The 24,425-nt window shown below is 41.6% G+C and carries 8 protein-coding genes; 6 read left to right on the forward strand and 2 right to left on the reverse strand.

Annotated features, from left to right (window positions below):
- The first annotated feature begins 110 nt into the window (after positions 1 to 110).
- From FLP08_RS04965 to apaG, 3 genes are read left to right on the forward strand one after another with little or no spacing between them, the layout of a single operon-like run.
- Positions 111 to 1,364, forward strand: a complete 1,254-nt coding sequence (locus tag FLP08_RS04965) for a type IX secretion system plug protein (RefSeq protein ID WP_156274658.1) — start codon at positions 111 to 113, stop codon at positions 1,362 to 1,364.
- An 11-nt stretch (positions 1,365 to 1,375) separates the two neighbouring features.
- A complete protein-coding gene (locus tag FLP08_RS04970; RefSeq protein ID WP_156274660.1) occupies positions 1,376 to 2,494 on the forward strand; it encodes a DUF3667 domain-containing protein in 1,119 nt (372 codons plus the stop codon).
- Position 2,495: 1 nt separating this feature from the next.
- A complete protein-coding gene (apaG, locus tag FLP08_RS04975; protein WP_156274662.1) occupies positions 2,496 to 2,882 on the forward strand; it encodes a Co2+/Mg2+ efflux facilitator ApaG/CorD in 387 nt (128 codons plus the stop codon).
- Here the strand turns inward: apaG and FLP08_RS04980 are convergent.
- On the reverse strand, positions 2,867 to 3,586 hold the full coding sequence (locus FLP08_RS04980) for an NRDE family protein (RefSeq protein ID WP_156274664.1): 720 nt from the start codon (positions 3,584 to 3,586) through the stop codon (positions 2,867 to 2,869). The two genes, apaG and FLP08_RS04980, sit on opposite strands and share 16 nt — an antisense overlap.
- Positions 3,587 to 3,725: 139 nt before the next feature.
- Between FLP08_RS04980 and pruA the strand changes: the two genes are divergently transcribed.
- The 3 genes from pruA (at position 3,726) to FLP08_RS04995 (ending at position 23,733) form a co-directional block, all read left to right on the forward strand.
- Positions 3,726 to 5,369, forward strand: coding sequence for an L-glutamate gamma-semialdehyde dehydrogenase (pruA, locus tag FLP08_RS04985; protein ID WP_156274666.1), 1,644 nt, complete (start codon positions 3,726 to 3,728; stop codon positions 5,367 to 5,369).
- 288 nt (positions 5,370 to 5,657) lie between these two features.
- Positions 5,658 to 15,920 (forward strand): PKD-like domain-containing protein, encoded by a 10,263-nt coding sequence (locus FLP08_RS04990; RefSeq protein WP_156274668.1) that lies wholly within the window; start codon positions 5,658 to 5,660, stop codon positions 15,918 to 15,920.
- 154 nt (positions 15,921 to 16,074) lie between these two features.
- Positions 16,075 to 23,733, forward strand: coding sequence for a DUF8693 domain-containing protein (locus FLP08_RS04995; RefSeq protein ID WP_156274670.1), 7,659 nt, complete (start codon positions 16,075 to 16,077; stop codon positions 23,731 to 23,733).
- Here the strand turns inward: FLP08_RS04995 and rsmG are convergent, their stop codons facing one another.
- Complete coding sequence (rsmG, locus tag FLP08_RS05000; RefSeq protein WP_156274672.1) at positions 23,734 to 24,363, reverse strand: 16S rRNA (guanine(527)-N(7))-methyltransferase RsmG; 630 nt, start codon at positions 24,361 to 24,363, stop codon at positions 23,734 to 23,736.
- Between the last annotated feature and the right edge of the window lie 62 nt (positions 24,364 to 24,425).

The raw sequence follows: 24,425 nt of genomic DNA on the forward strand, positions 1-24,425 counted from the left end.
AAATTTGACTCCATTTATCCCAACAAATAATAGAATTTTACTTTCATCAACTGTTAAAATAAGTTGATGAAAACAAGGGATTTCTTTTAACTTTGTTTATTATAAAATTTATGAGAACCTTAATATTATTTCTGCTCCTTCAAGGAATTGGCTGTGCCATGTTCGGACAGACTGTTCAGGAAACAGCTCCTCCAAGCTTTATAAGGACCGTGATCTTTCAGGGTGAATCCCGCGAAAATGTAGGCAACCCGGTAATTAGCCTTGGAAGCCGGCTGCAGCTGAGTTTTGATGATATCATAGGTGACGAGGCAGATTATTATTATACCATAGAGCATTATAATTTCGACTGGACAACCAGCCAGCTTTCCAAGAACGAGTACCTGGATGGTTTTGATGATATCAGGATCATGAATTACACCAATGCCCTGAATACCCTTCAACCCTTTTCCCACTACGAGCTAAGCATTCCTAACCAGAATGTGAAACGCCTAAAGGTCTCAGGCAATTATATGCTGAATGTTTTTAATTCCAACCGTGAACTTGTTTTTTCCAGGAAATTCATGGTCTACGAGCCTATCGCGCAGGTTAGTGCCGAAATTAAAAGATCCCGTGATCTTAACTTTATAGATGAAAAGCAGATCGTGAATTTCAGCATCGACTCCCCAGATCTATTGCTGAAGAATCCCAAGGAAACCGTGATGGTAAGCCTGGTGCAGAACCATAATCTCAAACTAGCCATCAACGATCTGGAGCCCCAGTACACCATTGCCAACGAACTTATTTACAGGTACGATTCTGAAGCTTCCTTCTGGGGTGGCAATGAATTTCTGCAGTTCGATAACAAGGAACTAAGGGTCACCACGGCAGATATCGCAAGTGTTGAACTAGATGAACTTTACCATCATTTTCTTTTCCTTGATTTTACCAGGGCGAACGAGCCCTATACTTACAATCCGGATATTAACGGCGGATTTCTGATAAGGAACCAGCAGGCTCAGAACTCAGACCTGGAAGCAGAATATGTCTGGGTCCATTTCAGATTAAAGAATTACGACAATATCGATAATTCCCAGATCCATATTTACGGGGGCTTCAATAATTTTGAACTGGATAACAGTACCCTGATGACCTATAATCAGGAAACGGGATATTACGAAGGGGCCAGGCTTTTCAAGCAGGGCTACTATAATTATAAATATGTGTTGCTTAAGGAAGATGGGAGCATAGATGATGGTTTTATCAGCGGGAATTTTGATGAGACCGAGAACATCTATTCCATTTTGGTCTATTACCGACCTCCCGGGGCGAGATATGACAGGATGATTGGTGTTGGATATGCAAATTCTGAAACTATTCGAAACTAATATCTTTCCAAATGCTGGAAAACTATAACAAGAAAGACGCTCTTTATCACTATCGCGGGGACACCTGTCTAAACTGTTATCTCCCCCTTGAAAAAAGCGATAATTACTGCCCTAATTGCGGACAAAGAAACTCTACCAAAAAACTGAATTTTGGAGATTTCTTCGTGGAATTCTTTTCGGGGTTATTCAATTATGATTCACGGTTTCAGCGTACCCTTAGAGTATTGTTATTTCGCCCCGGCAAGATCTCCAAGGATTATGTGAATGGGAAAAGGATGCGTTACGCCAATCCTTTTCGGTTCTATTTGAGCGCCTCGATCATCTTCTTTTTAATCGCGGGAATTTCAGACAAGTTTGAAGGCGTGAATTTCGCAGAGCAGCAAGCAGGTATCGAAGAGGGGGTGATACAGGTACAAAACGACAGTATCTTAAGAAAAGAGCTCAACGAGATCCCTGCTTTCAAAAAAAACAATATCGAAATGGATTCTATCGTCAAAAACATCCCCAAAAGGCAACAGGCGGAAGAGAAATCCTATAAAGATGTTTATCTCACCCAGCAGGAGCTGGATACCATGAACTTTTTTAACAAAAATGGGAATAAACTCCAGATCTTTTACAAATACTATAAGGAAACCAAATTAGGTAAGGCTGAAGAAGCCATTGCCGATCTTAATTACGAAAACACCAAATGGAATGTCTGGTTATACCACAAGGCGATGAAATTCGATCTATTCTACAACAATCCGCAATTGTTCGTAGATTATTTCGTGAATAAGCTTCCCTTTATCATTTTCTTCTACCTTCCGGTCTTTGCCCTTTTCATCTGGCTCATTTACATCAGGCGGCCCTTTAACTATATGGAACACCTGATATTCGCATTCCACGTACAAACCATGCTTTTTGTACTTTATATAATTGCCTACAGTATAGATAATGTATTTAAGACCGACTGGGGCTTTACGACAGCTAATTTCCTGTTCGTTTTCTATCTATATAAGGCCATGCGCTACTTTTATGGACAGGGTCGTGTTAAAACGATTTTAAAGTTCATATTACTGAACATTATATTTTTTATTTTAGCTACAATAGCCACAATTGTAGCTGTAATTGTTTCTTTTTCAATATTTTAAAATGACCCAGCAGATCACAAAAGGCATAAAGATTTCCGTCGAAACCCATTTCGAAGGAATGTTCTTTAAGAACTACAAGATGCACTATGCTTTTGGGTATGTGATCACCATAGAAAATCAAAGCAATGATCCGGTGCAATTGAAATCGCGATTCTGGGAGATCAAGGATGTGTTGAATGATACTGAAACCGTCGCCGGGAAAGGAGTGATTGGCAGACAGCCCAAATTACAGCCGGGTGAAAGCCATACTTACCAGAGCGGCTGTCTTTTAACCGGACCTTTTGGCTCCATGAGAGGTTATTATAATATGGTAAATCTTAATACCAAAGCGAAATTCAAGGTACATATACCTGTTTTCAATCTCAGCACTCCCTATGCTCTTAACTGAAGGTATTCTTCAGTAACTTCCTTACTACTTAGATTCTCGTAACTAAACCTCAGCTCTTTTTCTGTATTCTGAACCTGGCTGATACTTTGGGTTTTCAGAAAACCCCGGTCTATGATAAGATCATATTCTCTATTACCTTCCCCAGCATTATGATGAAAATCTAAAAGCGACCTGGCTGAAAAACCTTCTGTTTCTTTAAGCTTTTTGAACCAGTCGCGCCGCAGTTGCTTCATTTCTTCAGAATACAAAGGAGAGGAAGACCAGAGGTGTTCTTTCAGAGGTAACTTCTTCAGCTTTCGTTGATGGCCGTCCCAAATAAATTCATAAAATATGAGTCCGTTATGCCAGTCTACCACGATCATGGTAAAAGGCTCTATACCTTCAAGCCTATAATCTTTAAATGCTTTTTTTAATTTTTTCCTACTCAGGAAATCCTTTACCACTACTCCCCTGCTTTTGCGATATTCGGGCTGTCTTATATGGGGTTTTTCTGCTCCGTTCATTAGACAAACACAGCGAAGCAATTCACTAATCCCCAGCCAGGTGCCTCCTGCCTCTTCATCTTTCGGAAAATAAAGCCTGCAACCATTGTATACCTCGCTTTGTGGTGGGAGGGTATTCCTACTTACCGCTTCGTCCCGGTTAGAGGTCAAAATAAAAGCGTTCAGCGATTCCGGATGAGGAACAAGAGTGATGGTACACATGGGTGAAAATGAAAATTTTAAGGAAAATTACAAAAAAAGTTAAGCTTTCGTGAACGGGTTCATCTTAGTCTTTAAAACCGCTTTATTTTTTTACCTTTAGCGCAATTAAAATACAATCGAAAAAAGCAAAAATAATATTATGGGAAAAGGATTTTTTCACGTTCCTGTAGCCGTTAACGAACCAGTTAAAAGTTACGCTCCGGGAACCCCAGAAAGAGAAGAAGTTTTACTCACTTACAAAGACCTTTGGAACGCAAATACCGAAGTTCCATTATATATAGGTTCAGAGCAGGTTAAAACTGGAGACACAAGAACCATTAATCCACCTCACGATCACCAGCATGTGGTGGGTACCTATCACATCGCTAAGAAAAAGCATGTTGAAAAAGCTATAGAAGAAGCTTTAGAAGCTCGTAAAAAATGGGCTAAACTGGAATGGGAACAACGTGCTGCGGTTTTCTTGAAAGCTGCTGACCTTATCTCTGGCCCATACAGACAAAAAATGAACGCTGCCACCATGATCGGGCAGTCTAAAAATATATACCAGGCAGAAATAGATTCAGCTGCAGAGATCTGTGATTTTCTTCGCTTTAATGTGGAGTTCATGGCAGAGCTATATAACGAGCAGCCAATTTCTTCTGATGGAAACTGGAACCGCGTAGAGTACAGACCACTTGAAGGTTTTGTTTATGCTATCACGCCTTTCAACTTTACTGCTATTGCCGGTAACCTTCCTTCCAGTGCAGCCCTGATGGGGAATGTAACTGTTTGGAAGCCTAGTGACAGCCAGATGCTGTCTGCCCAGGTCCTTATGGAAGTATTCAAAGAAGCCGGGGTACCAGATGGAGTGATCAATATGGTAAATGGTGATCCAGAAATGGTGACCGATACTGTACTGGCCAGCCCTGATTTCGCAGGTATCCATTTTACCGGTAGTACCGATGTATTTAAAGGTATCTGGGAAAAAGTCGGGAAGAATATCAGAAAATATAAGACTTACCCTCGCATCGTTGGTGAGACCGGAGGTAAAGATTTTATCCTTGCACACCCAACAGCAAATCCAAAACAGGTAGCCACAGCTATTTCCAGAGGTGCATTTGAATACCAGGGACAAAAATGTAGCGCGGCATCAAGGGTTTACCTTCCAAAAAGCCTATGGCCTGAGATCAAGGATTTCGTAGTAGAAGACGTAGAATCTTTTAAGATGGGATCTCCAGAAGATATGACCAATTTCATCAATGCAGTGATCCACGAGGCATCTTTCGATAAATTGGCGAGCTATATAGACAAGGCTAAGAAAGATAAGAATGCCGAGATCGTCGTTGGAGGAAATTATGATAAATCTAAAGGTTACTTCGTTGAGCCAACAGTAATCCTTACTACAGATCCTCATTACACTACCATGGAAACGGAATTATTCGGACCGGTGGTAACGATATACGTTTACGACGATAAAAATTTCGATGAAAAGAAGTGGGCAGATATTTGCGAAACTGTAGATAATACAAGTATGTATGCACTTACAGGGGCAATTTTATCTGGAGACCGTTATGCAGCAGCCCAGGCCACAGACCTGTTACAGAATGCTGCCGGTAACTTCTACATCAACGATAAGCCAACGGGAGCAGTAGTAGGTCAGCAACCATTTGGTGGAGCAAGATCCAGTGGCACCAACGATAAAGCTGGTTCTAAGATGAATCTTATGAGATGGATCTCGGTAAGACTAATCAAGGAAACTTTTGTTCCGGCAACAGATTACAGGTATCCTTTCATGGGTGAGTAATCCTTACTTACAAAAATTCTAAAAAAGCCATTCCACCCGGGATGGCTTTTTTTGTTATAGCTGATAATCAGAAACATACCGTAAACACTTGCTTTTCCTTCGGGGTTCATCGACTTTAATTGATTTTTAGCGAATAATTAAGATACTTTAGGATTTTTCTATTAAATTTATGAGCTATTTCACTCATAAACAGTTATTTGTGATTTAACATCTTGTTCCGCCCCATTTTTTTATTGCCCCACCTAAATTACCCTACATAATATTTTTTTGTAATTAAACCTTGCGACTATGGGGAAAAGATTACTAGTGATTATTGTATGGATTTCATTTTTGGTTCCAGCGCTAAGCTGGGGGCAATGTCCTACGTCTTTAACTATCAGTGCTGATACCGGTACTACCATTTGCGGAGGAACTTCGGTTACCTTCGACGCATCCATTCCTTCGGGATCTTATGGCAGCCTTTCTTACGACTGGCAGGTGAACGGAAGTTCAGTTGGAAGCGGAAACACCTTCAATTCTTCGAACTTACAAAACGGGGATGACGTCCAGTTAATCATAACTTCAACAGAATCAGATGGAGTTACTGCCTGTAGTAAAAGCAGTAATACGCTACAAATGACGGTGAATGCCAACCGCACCGGATCCGTCACCATACAGGCCAGCCAGACAAATATCTGCCCTGGAGAAACTGTCGACTTTTCAATTGGTTCCATTGCAAATGCAGGATCGGGAGCCACTTATTCCTGGAAAGTAAATAACAGTGTGGTACAAAGTAGTAATAGCAACACTTTCTCACAGGTAATGCAAAATGGGGATATTGTTAGTCTGGACGTCATTTCCAGTGTACCCTGTACTCCAAATTTTAGCAGTTCCAATACTATAAGCATAACACAAAAAGACGGGGTCCCCAGCCAACCTACGTCTATAAATGGAAACATAACGGTTTGTCCAGGCGAAACAAAAACCTATTCCGTTACTAATGATCCAACCGTTACTGAATATATATGGAGCATTCCATCCGGATGGTCTGGATCCAGCAATACAAATTCAATAGATGTTACTACGGGGCCTAACAGCGGAGATATCAGCGTAATTGCAAAAAATGATTGTGGCAGTAGTGCACCCATTACTATTAGCATCAATTCTGAAGCTGCCGCACCTAATACTCCCGGAACAATCTCAGGAAACACTTCTGTATGTCCGGGGATATCAGAAACCTATTCCATAGCCGCGATAGCCAATGCTGCGGAATATATCTGGACCTTACCAAATGGCTGGAATAATAACAATACTACTGTAACAACAACCACGCCCAGTATTGATGTAATATCCGGAGCCACTGGAAATAACAGTGACATAAGCGTTATTGCCAGAAATTCCTGCGGGGATAGTGCAGTAAGGAAACTAAATGTTACCGTAAAACCGGGCACACCAAATACACCAGGCTTAATTGCTGGCGATGACACTATTTGTCCAGGTGCAACTAAAACATATACCGTAGCCGCGGTTACGGGAGCAACCTCTTATACCTGGACCCTGCCTTCGGGGTTTTCAGCCAGTAACCTTACTACAAGCAGCCCAAGTATTAACATCACCGCAGGTTCGGCTGGTTCAGGCGATATAACAGTTAGCGCTTCTAACGATTGTGGTACCAGTAGTGGTGTTTCTACAAAATCGATCAGTGTTTTACCTGCTCCACCGGTAATGGCCGGTAGCATTCAAGGGCCTGCCGGAGTGTGCGCTAATACCACGGCGCATTCTTATACCATACCTGTTATTGCTAATGCCACTTCCTACACCTGGACCGCGACTTCAGGATTGAGTATCACTAGTGGCCAAGGAACAAATACAATTACGGTAAATTCAGGATCAACCGGCGGCAGTCTTTCGGTGATTGCGAGCAATAGTTGTGGAGACAGTAGCTCGCAGTCCATCTCAGTGAGCCTCAATAATCCGGCTCCGGTAATGACCGGATCGATAACCGGTCCTACAAAAGTTTGTAAAAACAGCACCAATTTACAATACTCTATTCCTGAAATAACCAATGCCGCTGAATATATCTGGACGGTACCAACCAACTGGATAATTACAAATGGCCAAAATTCACGAACCATCACAGTTAGTACGCCAGGAACTACCAGCCAGTCTAATACAATTTCAGTGGTAGCAAAGAACAGCTGCGGAACTAGCGCCTCCAAATCAATAACTGTCACATCTTCCAACAACGTACCTGCACAACCAGGAGAAATTTCTACAGATCTACCCAGCACAGCCATTTGTCCACCGGCAAATGGGTATAAATTCTGGGTGACACCAGTTTCTGGGATGACCTACAAATGGTACGTGCCTAACGGATTCCAGATTATTAGTGGTGCCGGAACCAATGAGATTACGGTAAATGTAACATCAAATACTGCCTACGGGAACAATCTTAAAGTAGAAGTTGAAGCAGTCAATGCCTGTGGACCCAGTACCAGAAGAGCCTATAGTAATATAAATATCGACAATTTTGTCATCGCCAACCTTGGCGCAGATCAAACGATTTGTTCTTCTACAACTACCCTTAATTTGAATGGGAATGTTTCTTTCGGATCAAATCAAGCTAAACTTAAGGTTACATCCATAACTTCTTCAGGAACAAATACTGTTCAAGGTTTACCAAATGGAAAGGTTAATGATTTCACCTATCAATACACTCCTTCCGCGAGCGATCTTGCAAATGGTAAGGTAACTTTCACGTTATTAACTGAAAAACCAGCCGGGGCCTGCCAGGAAGGAAAGGATGAAATGACCATTTTCTTCAGGCCAGTACCTTCAGTAACCATTGCAGCGGTATCGCCTATCTGCGAAGGAAATACTTCTACACTTACTTTCACAGGAACTCCAGAAACCAGGGTAACCTATAGAATAGGAAGTAGCAACACAGATTACACTATAGATTTAGGGGCATCAGGCACAGCAGATTTAACCACCACTGCCCTTAATGCGACTACCACATATAATTTGAGAAGTATAGCTTACACTACAGCTCCAAATTGTTCAGTTACAAATTTGACTGGATCGGCAACGGTAACAGTTACACCAATTCCAACAGCTAGCATAAGTTACAACCAGCCCTTCTGTACCTCGCTAACCGACCCGCAAGCCGTAAATATTTCCGGAACCAATGCATATACAGGTGGAAGCTTCAGTGCTCCGGCTGGTTTATCAATAGATCCATCTACCGGAGCTATTACGCCAGCCTCAAGTACACCAGGCAACTATACCGTGACCTATACAATTCCCGCCAGTGGCGGATGTGAGGCTGTGGATGTTACTACAGATGTTTCTATCCAGGAAAAATCTGTCATTACCAGCCAGCCAACCAGCCTTAGAGTATGTGAAGGTGATAATGCTGAATTCCAGGTAGAGGCCACCGGCGAATCCCTTACCTATCAATGGTACCTGAATTCTGTTGCTTCTGGAAACGAAATTGCCGGTGCAAATAGCGCTACCCTTAATTTAAATGGAGTATCTGCCGCCCAGGCCGGTTCCTATATAGTGGTCGTAGGCAATACTGCTTCCTGCGAAAATGTACCTTCCACTCCAGTAAACCTGGTGGTGGATCAAAATATTGTTATAACCTCCCAGCCAATTTCAGCCACAGTTTGTACTGGTGATAACACCAGCCTTGAAGTATCTGCAACTTCTGGTGGTTTAGCTTTAGACAATAGCTATTCCTACCAGTGGTATGAGGGTGAAGCTGGATCTGGCACCCCTATATCTGGCGCAAACTCCAGGGTTTTACCATTAAATAACGTTAACCTAAATACTTCAGGTAAATATTACGTGGAGATTTCAGGCCCTTCGGAATTCAAATGTCAAAAAGTTATCTCAGATGTTGCAGATTTTATCGTTAGAGAAACACCTGTCGTGGATATTTCAGGAGATACCCAAATCTGTGATGGTAGCAGCTCAGAAATTTATTTTTCTAATGGAATTCCTAATACGGTAGTCACTTATACTATTAATGGTAATAACACCAATCTACAAACCATAAGCCTTGATGGTTCCGGACAGGCTGTATTAAATACAGGAAACCTAGTCGCTACCAATCCTGACTCAAACACCTTATTCACTTACGAATTAAAATCGGTAGCATATGCCGATGATCCAAATTGTTCTAATATTGTTACAGGTACAGCAACAGTCACGGTGACTCCAAATCCCGTGGTTTCGATGTCCTTACCAAACAACCAGATTGAGTTCTGCACCCAGGACGGAAATAAATATACTCCCATCGTACAGGGCACAGGTAATTATAGCGGAGGTACTTTTTCTGCACCAGGCTTAAACATAGATTCCAATGATGGCTCATTTATACCTTCAGACAATTCAGCTGGAGACTATACCATCAGTTATGCAGTGCCTTCTTTTGGAGGCTGTGTTGAGGAAACGATTACTCTGGATATAAGTATCTTTGAAGAAGTTCTTATAACCTCAGAACCCTTTAACATGGGAATCTGTTCTACTGAAGATGCAGAATTTTCGGTGGTGGCATCTGGAGATAATCTAACCTATCAATGGTTCAAAGTAGTAGGCGACCCAGACATCAATACTGGAATTACAGAAACAAACGACACGGAACTTTCCGGCGAAACCTCAGCAACTTTATCTATTCCGGTTGCTACTTCTGCTAATGCCGGTGAATACTATGTTAAGATTGCCGGAACCAATGCCTGTACACCAACAGATGATACCCAGGTAAATTCGGAGGTGGTTAGCTTAAATGTTGACGAGGACATTGTGATCCTGGAGCCTGCGACAAATGTTCGAGTATGCGAAGACAGCAGCAATTCTGTAGAATTCAAATTTGTGGCTCATGCCGATGGGCAGCCTCTGCAATTTGAATGGATATACGCTGACGGCACACCGGTACCTGTAAATGGAAACGACCCTGAAGGAAGGTATTTGAGTTCCGTTACACAAGAAAATAATTACCAGAATTCTGGAATTGATGTATATGTTGGAACATTAAAAATAAATATGATCACCTCGAATGATCAGAATTCTTATGCGGTAAGAATAGATGGATCAGGAAATGATTTTACATGCCCTGAAGCTGTTTCCAATTCTTTCGATCTGGACGTAGATCCCCTGCCAAATGCGCCAACTGTTCAACCAGTTTCGTATTGCGTGGGAGATGATGCGGTTGCCCTGACCGCCAATGGTGCTTCTGGAGCAACCTTTATGTGGTATACCAGTAAAACTGACACCAATCCTACCACCACTGCTCCAACCCCTTCTACAGATACGGCTGGAACAACTTCCTATTTTGTAACTCAAAAAGATACCTATTGTGAAAGTGAAATGGCAGAGCTTGTGGTTACCGTAAACCCACTACCTGATGCTCCGCCTATAACTTCTGATGAGCAAACTATAAATTACTGCCTCGGTGAGGATGCCGCAGTTCTTTCAGCCACAAGTTCCGGAACCGATTACTCCTTAAACTGGTATGGACCTAACGATCAGGATGCAGTTTTAGCAGGCGCTCCTACTCCACCAACAGATAAGGATGGACAAATCTATTACTGGGTTAGCCAAACCGATGGCAATAGCTGTGAGGGTACCAAGGCGATGATCACAGTGAACATTAATAATTTACCTGATGTTACCATTACTAATTCAGGAAATTCTGAAATATGTGAAGGAGATTCAGTTACCCTCACTGCCACAGATGCGAATGCCACCAATAATCCTGGAACCAAATTCACCTGGACCTGGGAAGTCTCTGGCGAGTCGGCAAGCGGAGCTGTTCAAACTTTTGACCCTCTGGTTACCACTACTTACACAGTTACTGCCACCAACGATAATGGTTGCGTCAACACCCAACAAATCACTATAAATGTTGACAAGGCTCCTGTAGGCGGAACAGTAAGTGGCCCATCCAGTGTTTGCGTTAACGATCCAAACGGTTCTCTAGACCTAAATGGACACGACGGTATTATAGATCGCTGGGAGAGGAAGCCTGCTTCGTCTTCTACCTGGGAGGCGATAAATGAAACGACTCCAGATGCGAATTATCAATTTACGGGACTTAACGAAACAACTTCGTTCAGAGCCATTCTAACAAATGGTGTTTGTGCGGAAGTCGCTTCCTCTGAAATCACCATAAATATAGACGAAGAGCCTGTTGCCGGAGGAGTATTATTTAATAGTCAGGCTGGTTTAGACCGGGTATTTATGATGTGTGAATTTCCTTCTGATGATTATTTGGTACCACTCGAGTTAAGTGGAACCTATATTGGAGAAATTATTTCCTGGCAGTATAGAAGGAATTCCCAAACAGATTGGACGGTAATTAAGGAAAATGGCTCTAATTACACCGGTAATACTTTATCTGGAGCCCAGGTAAATGCAGCTAGCGGCAACGAATCCACCCTATTTAGGGTAGAAGTAGGAAATGGCGCCTGTACACCAAATGCTTTTTCAGATTATGCCACTCTTAGCGTAATACCATCTGATATCGCGCCAAGCCCGGTGCAAATAACTCCTGGAGAAGTATGTCTGGGGGAAATAGTTACTATGAGTTCATCTACCGGGTATGGTGGTTCCGGAACATTTCAGGGTGGAGCATTTGATAACTCATCCATTGCCAATCATGGTTGGAGAGTGATGAGATATGGTACTAACAACTTTACCGAATACACTTTTGAATCTGCAGCAGATAATACGAGGCCAGAAAGATGGATGAGAACCAATCCTCACGATTACCAGATGCAAAATCCTGACGGCTCTGGAAATATTATCTATCAAAGATTTGACAGCTGCTCCTGTGACGCAGGAAATAAGGGGTATGCCATTGTTTCTGGAGACAACCCCTCCACATTGGAGACACCGGTCTTCAATACTTTTACTATGGATAACCCAACTTTAACCTTCGACCAGGCGTATAATCTTACTTATAGTGATACCATCAGGGTTGAACTTTCACTGGATGGAGGTAACACTTATGACATAATCCTAATGGAGATTGGTGGTCCGCCAAATCCAGGTGATCCACCTGTGGTGAGTGGTAATTATGCATTCTTTGGTGATGATGGTCTGGGAGAACCAAATAACATGGAAATAGATCTTAGCAATTATGCGGGATTGAGCAACTTGAGGATAAGATGGCTATACGACGGAACCAGAGGAGGTATATACACCATCGACGATATAGGTCTTCCAGAAGATCCACAGAACGTACAACTCATCTGGTATTATGATCAAGATATTAACGACCCGAACAATAGCCTAGAACAGATCGGTCAAATAAACCAAAGTACAGTTACTTATCCCCAAAACGGGGCACAATGGCCAAAGATAGGCTGGAACGATTTCGAAGTGCAGACCGCACTCGTTTTCGATACCAACGGTGATCCATGTGAAAGCGCTGAAAACAGCGCAGTGGCAAGTGTTTACGTATTCGATAATTATACATCAACGGCAAACGCCAAAGTTGGGGAATGTGGTAATACCGATGTTCAGCTATCAGCTACCATAGAAGGAGTATTCCAGGGGATAATCACCGATTTTCCCGAAGGTGAGGGCTCAACCCTGGCCTGGGAGGTCATTGAGGCCCCTGCAGGATATTCTTTTTCTGAAGATCATTTTGTAGCCTCTAGTACAGATATATCGGCCATCGAAGACCCTAATGCGATCTTCCAACCACCGGTTGAGGGTAACTATAAATTAAGATTCACAATAACACCAAATGAATCACAAACTACCAGAAACGTACTGGGAGAAATGGTGACCCAGGATATATCTGCGAATCCATGCCCAATGAATCATATAGATACCGAATTTGAGTTTATTGATTGTACCACCCTCGATTTTGATGGAGACAATGATTATATAGATCTCGGTAATAATTATAATGGAAACTACTTTATAGAGGCCTGGATAAGACCTTTCGATAGAAAACTCGATGATGGATCTGGCGATACTGATGCATCAACAGGAACAATATTCAGTGGTCCTGGCTTTGAAATTTCCATGGAAAAATTGCCATCTAAAATCCAAAAGAATACCAGATGGTATCACATCGCGGTATCTAATAATGGTGCCCTATGGGTTGATGGAGTTTCGATCGCCGGAGGAATTACTGTAAATGGTAACGGTGGAAGTAAAACCATCATAGGTGCCAAATGGAATTCTACCACGAAAACTACAGAAAATCATTTTTCAGGATGGATAGAAGAGGTGAGGATCTGGAACAAGCCTCTAAATGAGAAACAAATCAGGTTTATGATGAATCAACGTCTGAAACTTGATGCTAATGGAACTGTGATCTCTCCGTTACAGGGTGAAGTTGTACCTAATCTGGTTATTAATGACGGAGGTTTAAGCAGTTATCATACAAACGGGACTTATAACCTTGACCAGGATGACGATCCATTTTACGACCTTACAACTAATGATCTTGCGGGATATTACAGATTGATTTCAGACAATCCTGATCCGGCTAATCTGGTAAGTTTTGATGCAGTACTAATGCCGTCTGGCGGATATACACCAGACCATTCTTTGAATAAGGTACCTGGAAGACTGTATAATATTACCACCGATCAGGAAAATACCTCTCCTACACCTTATCTATCAGGTAAGGATGGCACCTGGGCCGATCCAACTACCTGGGCCAGACCAATAGTTTGGGATTATCCGAACAGTAGTTATGATGGAACTGAATTAGGATGGAATATAGCACGGGTTAATCATAATATCACCTCAGACAACAAAGTGATCACAATGCTTGGATTACTTTCTGAAACACCTGGAAAATTATTGAGCATTAATGGAAACCACCCCATTAGAATTACACACTATCTTCTGTTACACGGAAATATGGATCTTGTAAATGAGTCACAATTACTTCAAGACCATGGTAGTATCCTGGATAACACCAGCCAGGGATGGGGAGAAATAGATCAGGAAGGTAGAATGAGTAGCTTTAATTACAACTACTGGTCAAGCCCATTCAGTACCCAAGGAGTTGACAACAACTCTGGATTTGAAGTCAGAGATATATTAATGGACGGGACAGACCCAAACAATCCGCAAGCAATCACTTTTAAAGATGGGTATTTTGCAGCTGATGGTGCAAAAACAGACCCAATTACAATAAGTAATTACTGGATCTGGGACTTTAGAGGAGGAGATGCTGACATTTATGGAGACTGGTTATATTTAGGCTCAGATTATCCTGAGATCGTGGGTGCAGGTTTCACTATGAAAGGAACAACTGGTTCTGCCAGTCTCGGTGCTAAACAGAACTATACTTTCAGGGGGAAACCGAACAATGGTAATATTCCTACCACACAGCTGTATTTGCAGAACAATCAAAATTTCCTGGTTGGGAATCCGTATCCATCTGCGATTGATGCTGACAAATTCTTAAGAGATAACCTGGTAAATGTTGGTACTGGTTCAGGTAACAACCAAAATAATGAGAATGTTTTTAATGGAACTCTATATTATTGGGATCATTTTGCAGGATATACTCACATCCTTGAGGAATATATTGGAGGATACGCGACCTATAACTTATCCGGAGCCGTTGAAGCAATTTCTAATGACTGGAGAATAAATGTAACAGGAGCTAAAAATACCGGTGTCAAACCAAAAAAATATATTCCAGTGGCGCAAGGATTTTTCTTAAACAGTGCTCCGGTGGGAGGCCAATCATTTTCTGGAAAAATCATATTTGATAATACCCAGAGATATTTTAAAGCTTTAGGGAGTGAATCTATTTTCTTACAACAGGAAGATGAAATTGTAAAAGGTAAACCTAATACTAAATCTGATTCTGATGATCGTATGAAAATAAGGGTGAAGTTTGAATCCCCTAAAAAATATTACCGACAGATTCTAGTTACCAGTGATCCTAATACTTCTAATGGATTCGACGTAGGTTATGATGCACCTCTTATTGAAAATAATGTGGAAGATATGTATTGGTGGTTCGAGGATCACGGTTTCGTGATCCAGGGAGTACCAGATTTTGAAAAAGAACAAATATTGCCATTAGCTATTAAAACCAATGCAGGAGGAGAATTCAAGATCAAAATTGATGAGACCGAAAATTGGCCATCAGGTAAAGAAATTTATTTAAAAGATAAATTGCTTGATACTGTTCACGATATTTTGAAACAAGATTATGTTGCCACAACAGAATCTGCTGGCGAGATCACAGACAGGTTTGAACTTGTCTTTTACAAGGAGCAAGCCGAAGATCCTATAGATCTGGATCCCGATGATATTGTGAATCCAGACCTTCCGGTCATTGATGATCTAGTTGGAGTAAGCTACAGTACCTTTAGCAAACAGATCATGATCTCTAACTACGATCTCCTTGAGGTAAATAAAGTGATGGTATTCGATATGGGAGGAAAGCTCATTCAGGAGTTTGATGGACTTCCAACCGAACGGGAGATCAGGCTGGCTATGCGACCTGTTCGTTCTTCGATATATATTGTAAAAGTATTCTCGGAAAAAGGAATCACCAACAAGAAGATCATTGTTAAATAATTTTCTAAATCATTTTAATGCAGGATTTTTCATACATGAAATATCCTGCTATTTTACTGAATAAAAGTTAGTTAAATAAGATTTTTCTGGCATTTTAGTTTAGGTTTTCGATTTAATGTGTATTTTTAACGATGAAAATCTAGATTGGTAGCCTATGCGCAAAACTACTACTGGACCCCAAATCCATTATGTACTAATATTTACGCTTATACTTTTTGGCCTTTCGACCATGACTGGCGGCCAATTGTATGGGCAGCAAATTAGTGTTTCCTCCCAGAGTCCAAGTTGTTCAGGAAATTCTGATGGAGCTATAGATATTTCTGTTACTGGAGGTACAACTCCGTATTCTTATTCATGGAGTGGCCCTAATGGTTTTAGCTCTACCAGTGAAGATCTCAACAGTATTGGTGAAGGGAGCTACACTGTTACGGTTACTGATGCAAATTCAAATACAGTAAGCGAAACTATCGACCTGAATTTTCAGGATAACACCGATCCACAGGTGGTTACTAAAAATTTTACCGTCCAACTAGATGCAACCGGAAATGCATCTATAGCCGAAGACGCCGTCAACAATGGTTCTTCTGATGCCTGCGGTGGACTCACCTTTAATACCAATATTACAAGTTTTAATTGTGATGATGTGGGAGCCAATACTGTAGAGCTTACCGTTACCGATGCTAATGGAAATTCTGCTAAGGCTACCGCAATAGTAACCGTGGAGGACAAAATTGCTCCACAGGTGATCACTTCAGATATAACCGCACAACTAGATGCAACCGGAAATGCATCTATAGCCGAAGACGCCGTCAACAGCGGGTCTTCCGATAACTGTGGTGGACTCACCTTTGATACCAATATTACAAGTTTTAATTGTGCTGATGTGGGAGCCAATACTGTAGAGCTTACCGTTACTGATGCTAATGGAAATTCTGCTAAGGCTACCGCTAAAGTAACCGTAGAAGACAATATTGCTCCACAGGTGATCACTTCAGATATAACTGTACAACTAGATGCAAACGGAAATGCAACTATTGCCGAAGATGCCGTCAACAGCGGATCTTCCGATAACTGTGGCGGACTCACCTTTGATACCAATATTACAAGTTTTAATTGTGCTAATGTGGGAGCCAATACTGTAGAGCTTACCGTTACTGATGCTAATGGAAATTCTGCTAAGGCTACCGCTATAGTAACCGTGGAGGACAAAATTGCTCCACAGGTGGTCACTTCCGATATAACTGTACAACTAGATGCAAACGGAAACGCAACTATCGCAGAAGATGCTGTCAACAGCGGGTCTTCCGATAACTGTGGTGGACTCACCTTTGATACCAATATTACAAGTTTTAATTGTACTGATTTGGGAGCCAATACTGTAGAGCTTACCGTTACCGATGCTAATGGAAATTCTGCTAAGGCTACCGCTATTGTCACCGTGGAGGACAAAATTGCTCCACAAGTGAACACTTCTGATATAACTGTACAACTGGATGCAAACGGAAACGCAACTATCGCAGAAGATGCTGTCAACAGCGGGTCTTCCGATAACTGTGGTGGACTCACCTTTGATACCAATATTACAAATTTTAATTGTGCTGATGTGGGAGCCAATACTGTAGAGCTTACCGTTAGTGATGCTAATGGAAATTCTGCTAAGGCTACCGCTATTGTCACCGTGGAGGACAAGATTGCTCCACAAGTGATCACTTCCGATATAACTGTACAACTAGATGCAAACGGAAACGCAACTATCGCAGAAGATGCTGTCAACAGCGGGTCTTCCGATAACTGTGGTGGACTCACCTTTGATACCAATATTAAAAGTTTTAATTGTGCCGATGTGGGAGCCAATACTGTAGAGCTTACAGTTACTGATGCTAATGGAAATTCTACTAAGGCTACCGCTATTGTCACCGTGGAGGACAAAATTACTCCACAGGTGATCACTTCTGATATAACTGTACAACTGGATGCAAACGGAAACGCAACTATCGCAGAAGATGCTGTCAACAACGGATCTTCCGATACCTGCGGTGGTCTAACTTTCGATACTAATATTACAAGCTTTAATTGTGATGATGTGGGAGCCAATACTGTAGAGCTTACCGTTACTGATACTAATGGAAATTCTGCTAAGGCTACCGCTATTGTCACCGTGGAGGATACGATTAATCCAGTTATTACTGTAGCAAATGATATCTCAGCAACCAACGATACAGGAAAATGTGAAGCCGGCCTAAGTATTGCCCCTCCATCTATTACAGATAATTGCGAAGCCGGAAATCCGGTAGGCACCAGGGATGATGGCCTGGAACTGGACGAGCCATATCCAGTCGGGAGTACCATTATTACCTGGAGCGTCCAGGATAATAATGGAAATTTTGCTGATGAAGTAACCCAGACTGTTACTGTAGAAGATAACCAGGCTCCCGTCCTGCCCGAAGTGCAGGATATCTTCTGGGGTTGCGAATACACGGTAGAACCACCGGTTACCACAGATAATTGTTCCGGTTCCATAACCGGTACCACCAACGATCCACTTACCTATAGTTCTACCGGAACCTATGAAATTGAATGGAGCTTCGAGGATGAATACGGAAATATTTCTCGATTAACACAAACTATCGAAATTGATGAACTAAGAGTCAGCATTTCTAAAACAGACATTCTTTGTAATGGATTTCAAACCGGCGAGGCTATAGCCACCACCAATGGAGGTGTTAAGCCATATGATTATTCATGGATCAACACCGAAACTAATACAGATCTTGGGAATAATAGTTCCATATCAGATATTCCTGCCGGAAATTATTCTGTTTCGGTTACTGATTTAAATGGATGTCAAGTAATTGAAACTATAGAAATTACAGAACCTTCTGCCTTAAGCATGACCACACCTTCAAGTACTCCAGTGACCTGCTTCGAAGGGAGTGACGGCATAATTAATGTTGGACAAATGACTGGCGGAACGGCACCTTACACCTATTCCTTAGACAATTCAAACTTTCAAAGCGGGACAACTTTTGAAAATTTAACTGCTGGAAATTATACTATTTTCGTAAAAGATTCCAACGAATGTTCTTTGCAGGTAGACCTTAGCATAACGGAACCCGAAATATTATCTGGCTCCCTTTCTAAAACCGATGTTAGTTGTTACGAAGGGACAGATGGAGAAATCAGTATTTCCAATGCCAGGGGCGGAAATGCAGGCTATGAATTCAGGATCAATGGAAGCACCTGGCAATCCTCTCCAGATTTTACCGGCCTTAGTGCAGGCTCCTACCAGGTAGATATTCGGGATGACTCACAAACTGCCTGTGAAATTAGTTTAGGTGAAATAAACCTCACCCAGCCTTCTGCTCCTTTAGAAGTGACGGCTACCTCAACTAACACTACAACCTTTGGAACTTCTTCAGGAACAGTCACAGCGAATCCAACTGGTGGAACTCCCGGCTATTTTTACGAATGGAGGAAAACAGGTTCCACAGAAATTTTAAAGACCACCAAAACCGTTAACAATCTTCCAGCCGGGGAGTACGAAGTGATCGTAAAGGATGCGAATGGATGTAGATCTGAGACAATAAAAGTTACCGTTCTCGATGCCCTATTTGCTGAAATAGATTCAGCCGCAATTTGTGAGTCGGATGATAAACAAGGGGATGACCCAATAAGAACTGCTTATTTCAGGGTTACAGGATTTTCTGCCCTTGGAGGATCCGGAAGTTATACCTATTCGTGGGATTTTGGTGAAAACAAATCTGCTACCGGCGTGGGTGAGCATGCCGTGGTTTATAACTCTCCTGGAAATAAAACCATTAAACTGACTGTCACAGATACTGTTTCCAATCAAGAGGTTGTAATTACACGTCAGCAATATGTAGGTTTATGTTATGAGCCTTGTGGCCAGGCCCAGAATTTTCAGTTTAACGTAGATGGGATATATATTGGAGATATTAACGGAAACGAACTCGACTTAGATGACCCTAATGTTTGCTCCTCTAATATAGACATGTATCTTTTCCTGCCGGTCTCCAAAAATGTGAACGTTTATAATCCTTATACCGAGGTAACCTTTAATACTTCCTCAGGTATCCTTGAGGACCTATTAGAAACTCAGGAAGATTTCGGATGTAAGGATGGAGATGAAATAGATGAAATCCCTGAATCAGAAAACCAGGGGAAAATAAACCGGGTAGGTGAATTCATCAGGCTTACAATTGACCCTATTGAATATGAGTGTGGCGACAATTTAAATATCGATAGTTTCTACATTACCTACACCAACGTTTCGAAAAAGGATTGCTTATCTAACAACAATGGTTTTTGTTATTCAACTAACGAACCGGTAACCGTTCCTACCCCGGTATATGTAAGTGCTACTCCAAACCATATCCAATGCTTTGAAGCAAGCACAGGTTTTATTGAGGTTAAAGGTTCGGGCGGTTTTGCTCCTTATACCTACAGTCTTACAGGTAATGCAGAAGATTATCAAACTACCAGTATTTTCAACAATCTGGGAGCTGGAGACTATACTGTATATATTAAGGATTCAAGAGGAAATGAAGGCTCGACCACTGTCACCATCAATCAACCTGTCTCAGCAGTAAAAATTACCGCATCTAAAACAGATCCTCCTTGCTTCGGCGAAAATGGAAGCGCTAGTGCTGTAGTTGAAGGTGGTACTCCTTTTTATGATAATAATGGAGATCCTTATTATGAAATTTTATGGAATGACACTTCCTCTCAAACCACTGTAAATGCGGAAAGCCTAAGCCCAGGTGAATATACGGTAACCGCTACCGATGCAAATGGCTGCCAAGCCATTTCTACGGTCAGCATTATTGAGGCACCTGAACTTACTGAACCAGAAGCGGGCGAAGACATAGAATTGGGCTGCGGTAGGTTTGATATCACACTTAACGCAAATACCCCTGAAACAGGGGTAGGTACCTGGACAATAGATACTGAAAATTCAGACCTTAACGGAAATATCGCTTCGCCTACCAATCCTAATTCAGAATTCAGTGCTCCGGAAGGAGTCTATAACCTCGTCTGGACGATCGCTAATGAGGATGGTAGCTGTGCAAAATCAGATTCGGTGACTATTAGCATAACCGGGGAATGTTCGCAATTAGATTTTGACGGTATAGACGATTATGTAAGTACCGGGGATACATATCCTTTAAATTCAGGAAACTTCACCCTGGAAGTATGGGTTAAGCCAGAATCCACCACCGGTATTCAGACTATTTTAAGCAAAAAAGATCGCAGTTCTGCATCAACCGGCTATGAACTAATAATTAATAACGGAGCCCCAACATTTAGGTGGAATGGCAACACAGTGAGCACATCTTCAAAAGTAAAAACTGACAGGTGGTATCACATTGCCGTTATCTATAATGGAACTGCCAGATTATATGTTGACGGCTTGGACGTGGGGAACAAAACCGGGGCAAATCCTTCTTCTACATCCGCTCCATTTATTCTTGGTGCTCTATATGATTCAAGTACCCCGAATACTCCTACCAACTATTATTCCGGATGGATCGAAGAATTAAGGATATGGAATAAAGCCCTTACCAAAGAGCAGTTAAGGTTCATGATGAACCAGAGAATTAAACTATCTGGTGGACTAACTTCAAACACTTTGATCGAAGGTGAGCTAATCCCAAATAAATCAATTCCGGGAAGTTATTATACCAGCAATAACCTGAACCTTGATGCTAACGGGAATCCTTTTTACGATCTTAAATGGGGTAATTTACTGGGATATTACAGGCTGATATCTGTTGACCCTGATCCGTTAAATTACCTGGAATTCGATGAAAGTTTGAAACCGTCAAGTGGTTCTACACCAGACTTATCCCTGGAAAGCGTTCCCGGTATTCTTTACAATATCGAAACTGATCAAAACAACACTGCACCGCTTCCTTATATTTCTAACCAAAATGGGAGGTGGCAGGCACAATCTACCTGGCTAAGGCCATCTGTTTGGAGTTTCCCGAATGATAAAGGGATTAACAACAAAAAAATAGACTGGAATATTGCCAGTACTTCAAATGACATATACTCTGATGACGACATCAACCTTCTTGGACTGATTTCAAATTCGAATGAATTAAAAATCAATGGAGATGTTGCCGCAGAAAATGGACAGGGCCTAACTGTAACTCATTATCTAAAGCTGGACGGATCTATAAACTTAGAAGGTAATTCCCAATTGGTACAAACCCAGGGAAGCATTCTTGATGATTCAAGTACAGGAAGTATAGATATAGACCAGCAGGGAACCGCGAACAGTTTTAATTATAATTATTGGACCTCACCTGTTTCACTGCAAGGGCAGACAAACAACTATGGCTTCAAGATCGCAGAAGTATTGCTGGATGCAACCACTCCGGAAAACCCTAAAGATTTAAGTTTCAATTATCAGTACCACTGGGCCGACGGTGGCAGCACTAACCCTAAAAGAATCAGCTCTTACTGGCTATATACCTTCCAGGGTACAGCAGATGATTACTTCCAATGGGGACAGGTTTCAGAAACAGAAGTATTGAAGCCAGGAATAGGATATAGTATGAAGGGTACCACCGGCTATGTCCCTATCTCCAACAGACAGAATTATACTTTCCGCGGAAAGCCGAATAATGGTGATATTACCGTCAACGTAGGAGCTGGACAAAATTTATTAACAGGAAATCCATATCCGTCAGCTATTGACTCTTACCAGTTCATTGATGAAAACCTTGGTGATTTCAATGGCAGCATTTATTTCTGGGATCATTTTGGTAAGGAAGACACTCACTATCTGGAAGAATATATAGGTGGTTATGCTGTAATGAATAAATCTGGAGCAGTGGCTGCCGCCTCTTCTATAGATTCAAGGATAAATGATACTGGTGACAAGGGAAATGCAACCCCTGGACAGTATATCCCGGTAGGCCAGGCGTTCTTTATTAGTACGATTGGAGTTTCCAGTCCGAACTCGATTACATTTAAGAATAAGTACAGGGCTTTTGTACCGGAGTCGACCAGCGATTCCCATTTTCATATGAAGGAAGATCCGGTTACCAAGAAAAGCAAGGACTACGCTTATAAAAAAGATACCCGATTTAAGATCAGGTTGAAATTCAAATCTCCGAAAGGATATCACAGGCAGATACTAGTCGCCGCAGATGCCAATTCAACCCAGGGATTCGATCTTGGTTATGATGCACCGCTTATTGAAAATAACGTGGAAGACATGTACTGGATGATCGATGAAACCGAGTTCGTGATCCAGGCTGTCCCGAATTTCAATCTTGACCAGGTACTTCCTATAGGATTTAAAGTTGCCGAGCCGGGAGAATACACCATTAAAATAGATTCCCTGGAAAACATAAAGACCAATTTCGATATTTACCTGCACGATATTAAAGAAGATAGTTTCTTCAATATTTCAAAAAAGGAATACACAGCGAACATTGAAGAAACCGGGGTATTCAACGAGCGCTATGAAATTACATTTAGAAAACCGCAAACTGAGGAACAGGTTGAAGAAAAACCTGAAATTGAGCTGGATGACAGGATCCTCGGGTTACAATATTTGAAAGACACAGACCAGATCGCCCTTTCTAATCCAGATCTAATGAACCTGGATTTTGTAGAACTATACAGTATTTCAGGACAAAAGATCATGAGCTTTAGGGAGGTACCGACTCAAAAGGACATACTGTTAAATGTGGACCAAAAACTGAGTTCGGCAGTATATATAGTAAAAGTATACTCGGGGAATAAATCCTATTCTAAAAAGGTGATCATCACAAAATAATTATCCCTTGTATTTCAGAGGAAGATAAACCACTTTTTTGGTTCCAAAGAATTCCTCTTCAAAGTAATCTGAAAGCTCAAAGATTTCCGCGGTGCGGTAGTCTTTGAGTTCTTCAGTTAAATCACCTCCCTTGAGGTAAAGTATACCGTTCTTGCGATCGTGTTTACTATCTTTTTCGATCTTGCCCTTCACCCACCTTACAAAACTAGGCATGACGGCAACCGCTCTGCTAACGATGAAATCATATTTACCATCGAGCTCCTCTACTCTCTGGTTAAAGGAAATCACATTTTCTAATCCCAGGCCTTCGCTTACCTCATCGACCACTTTTATCTTTTTGCCTATAGAATCCACAAGGTGGAATTGACTTTCTGGAAACATGATGGCAAGAGGAATCCCTGGAAAACCACCACCGGTACCTACATCCAGGATCTTCGAGCCGGGATTGAATTTCTGAACCTTGGCAATTCCCAGCGAATGCAGCACATGTCTTAAATACAGTTCGTCTATATCTTTCCTGGAAACCACATTTATCTTTAGGTTCCAGTCCTTATACAATTCCTCGAGTTTTTCAAATTTCGAGATCTGGTCGTCGGTTAATTCCGGAAAGTATTTTTTGAGTAATTCCAAAGCCTATTATTTTCAGCAAAAGTAATTATTTTTTATTGCTATTTTTCTTCAAATTCAGAAGT

Source organism: Christiangramia aestuarii, assembly GCF_009735585.1.
Lineage (GTDB): Bacteria > Bacteroidota > Bacteroidia > Flavobacteriales > Flavobacteriaceae > Christiangramia > Christiangramia aestuarii.

Excerpts from the sequence above, each read along its gene's own strand:
- FLP08_RS04965 (WP_156274658.1), top strand. The coding sequence starts at position 111 with ATGAGAACCTTAATATTATTTCTGCTCCTTCAAGGAATTGGCTGTGCC.
- FLP08_RS04970 (WP_156274660.1), top strand. The coding sequence starts at position 1,376 with ATGCTGGAAAACTATAACAAGAAAGACGCTCTTTATCACTATCGCGGG.
- apaG (WP_156274662.1), top strand. The coding sequence starts at position 2,496 with ATGACCCAGCAGATCACAAAAGGCATAAAGATTTCCGTCGAAACCCAT.
- FLP08_RS04980 (WP_156274664.1), bottom strand. The coding sequence starts at position 3,586 with ATGTGTACCATCACTCTTGTTCCTCATCCGGAATCGCTGAACGCTTTT.
- pruA (WP_156274666.1), top strand. The coding sequence starts at position 3,726 with ATGGGAAAAGGATTTTTTCACGTTCCTGTAGCCGTTAACGAACCAGTT.
- FLP08_RS04990 (WP_156274668.1), top strand. The coding sequence starts at position 5,658 with ATGGGGAAAAGATTACTAGTGATTATTGTATGGATTTCATTTTTGGTT.
- FLP08_RS04995 (WP_156274670.1), top strand. The coding sequence starts at position 16,075 with ATGCGCAAAACTACTACTGGACCCCAAATCCATTATGTACTAATATTT.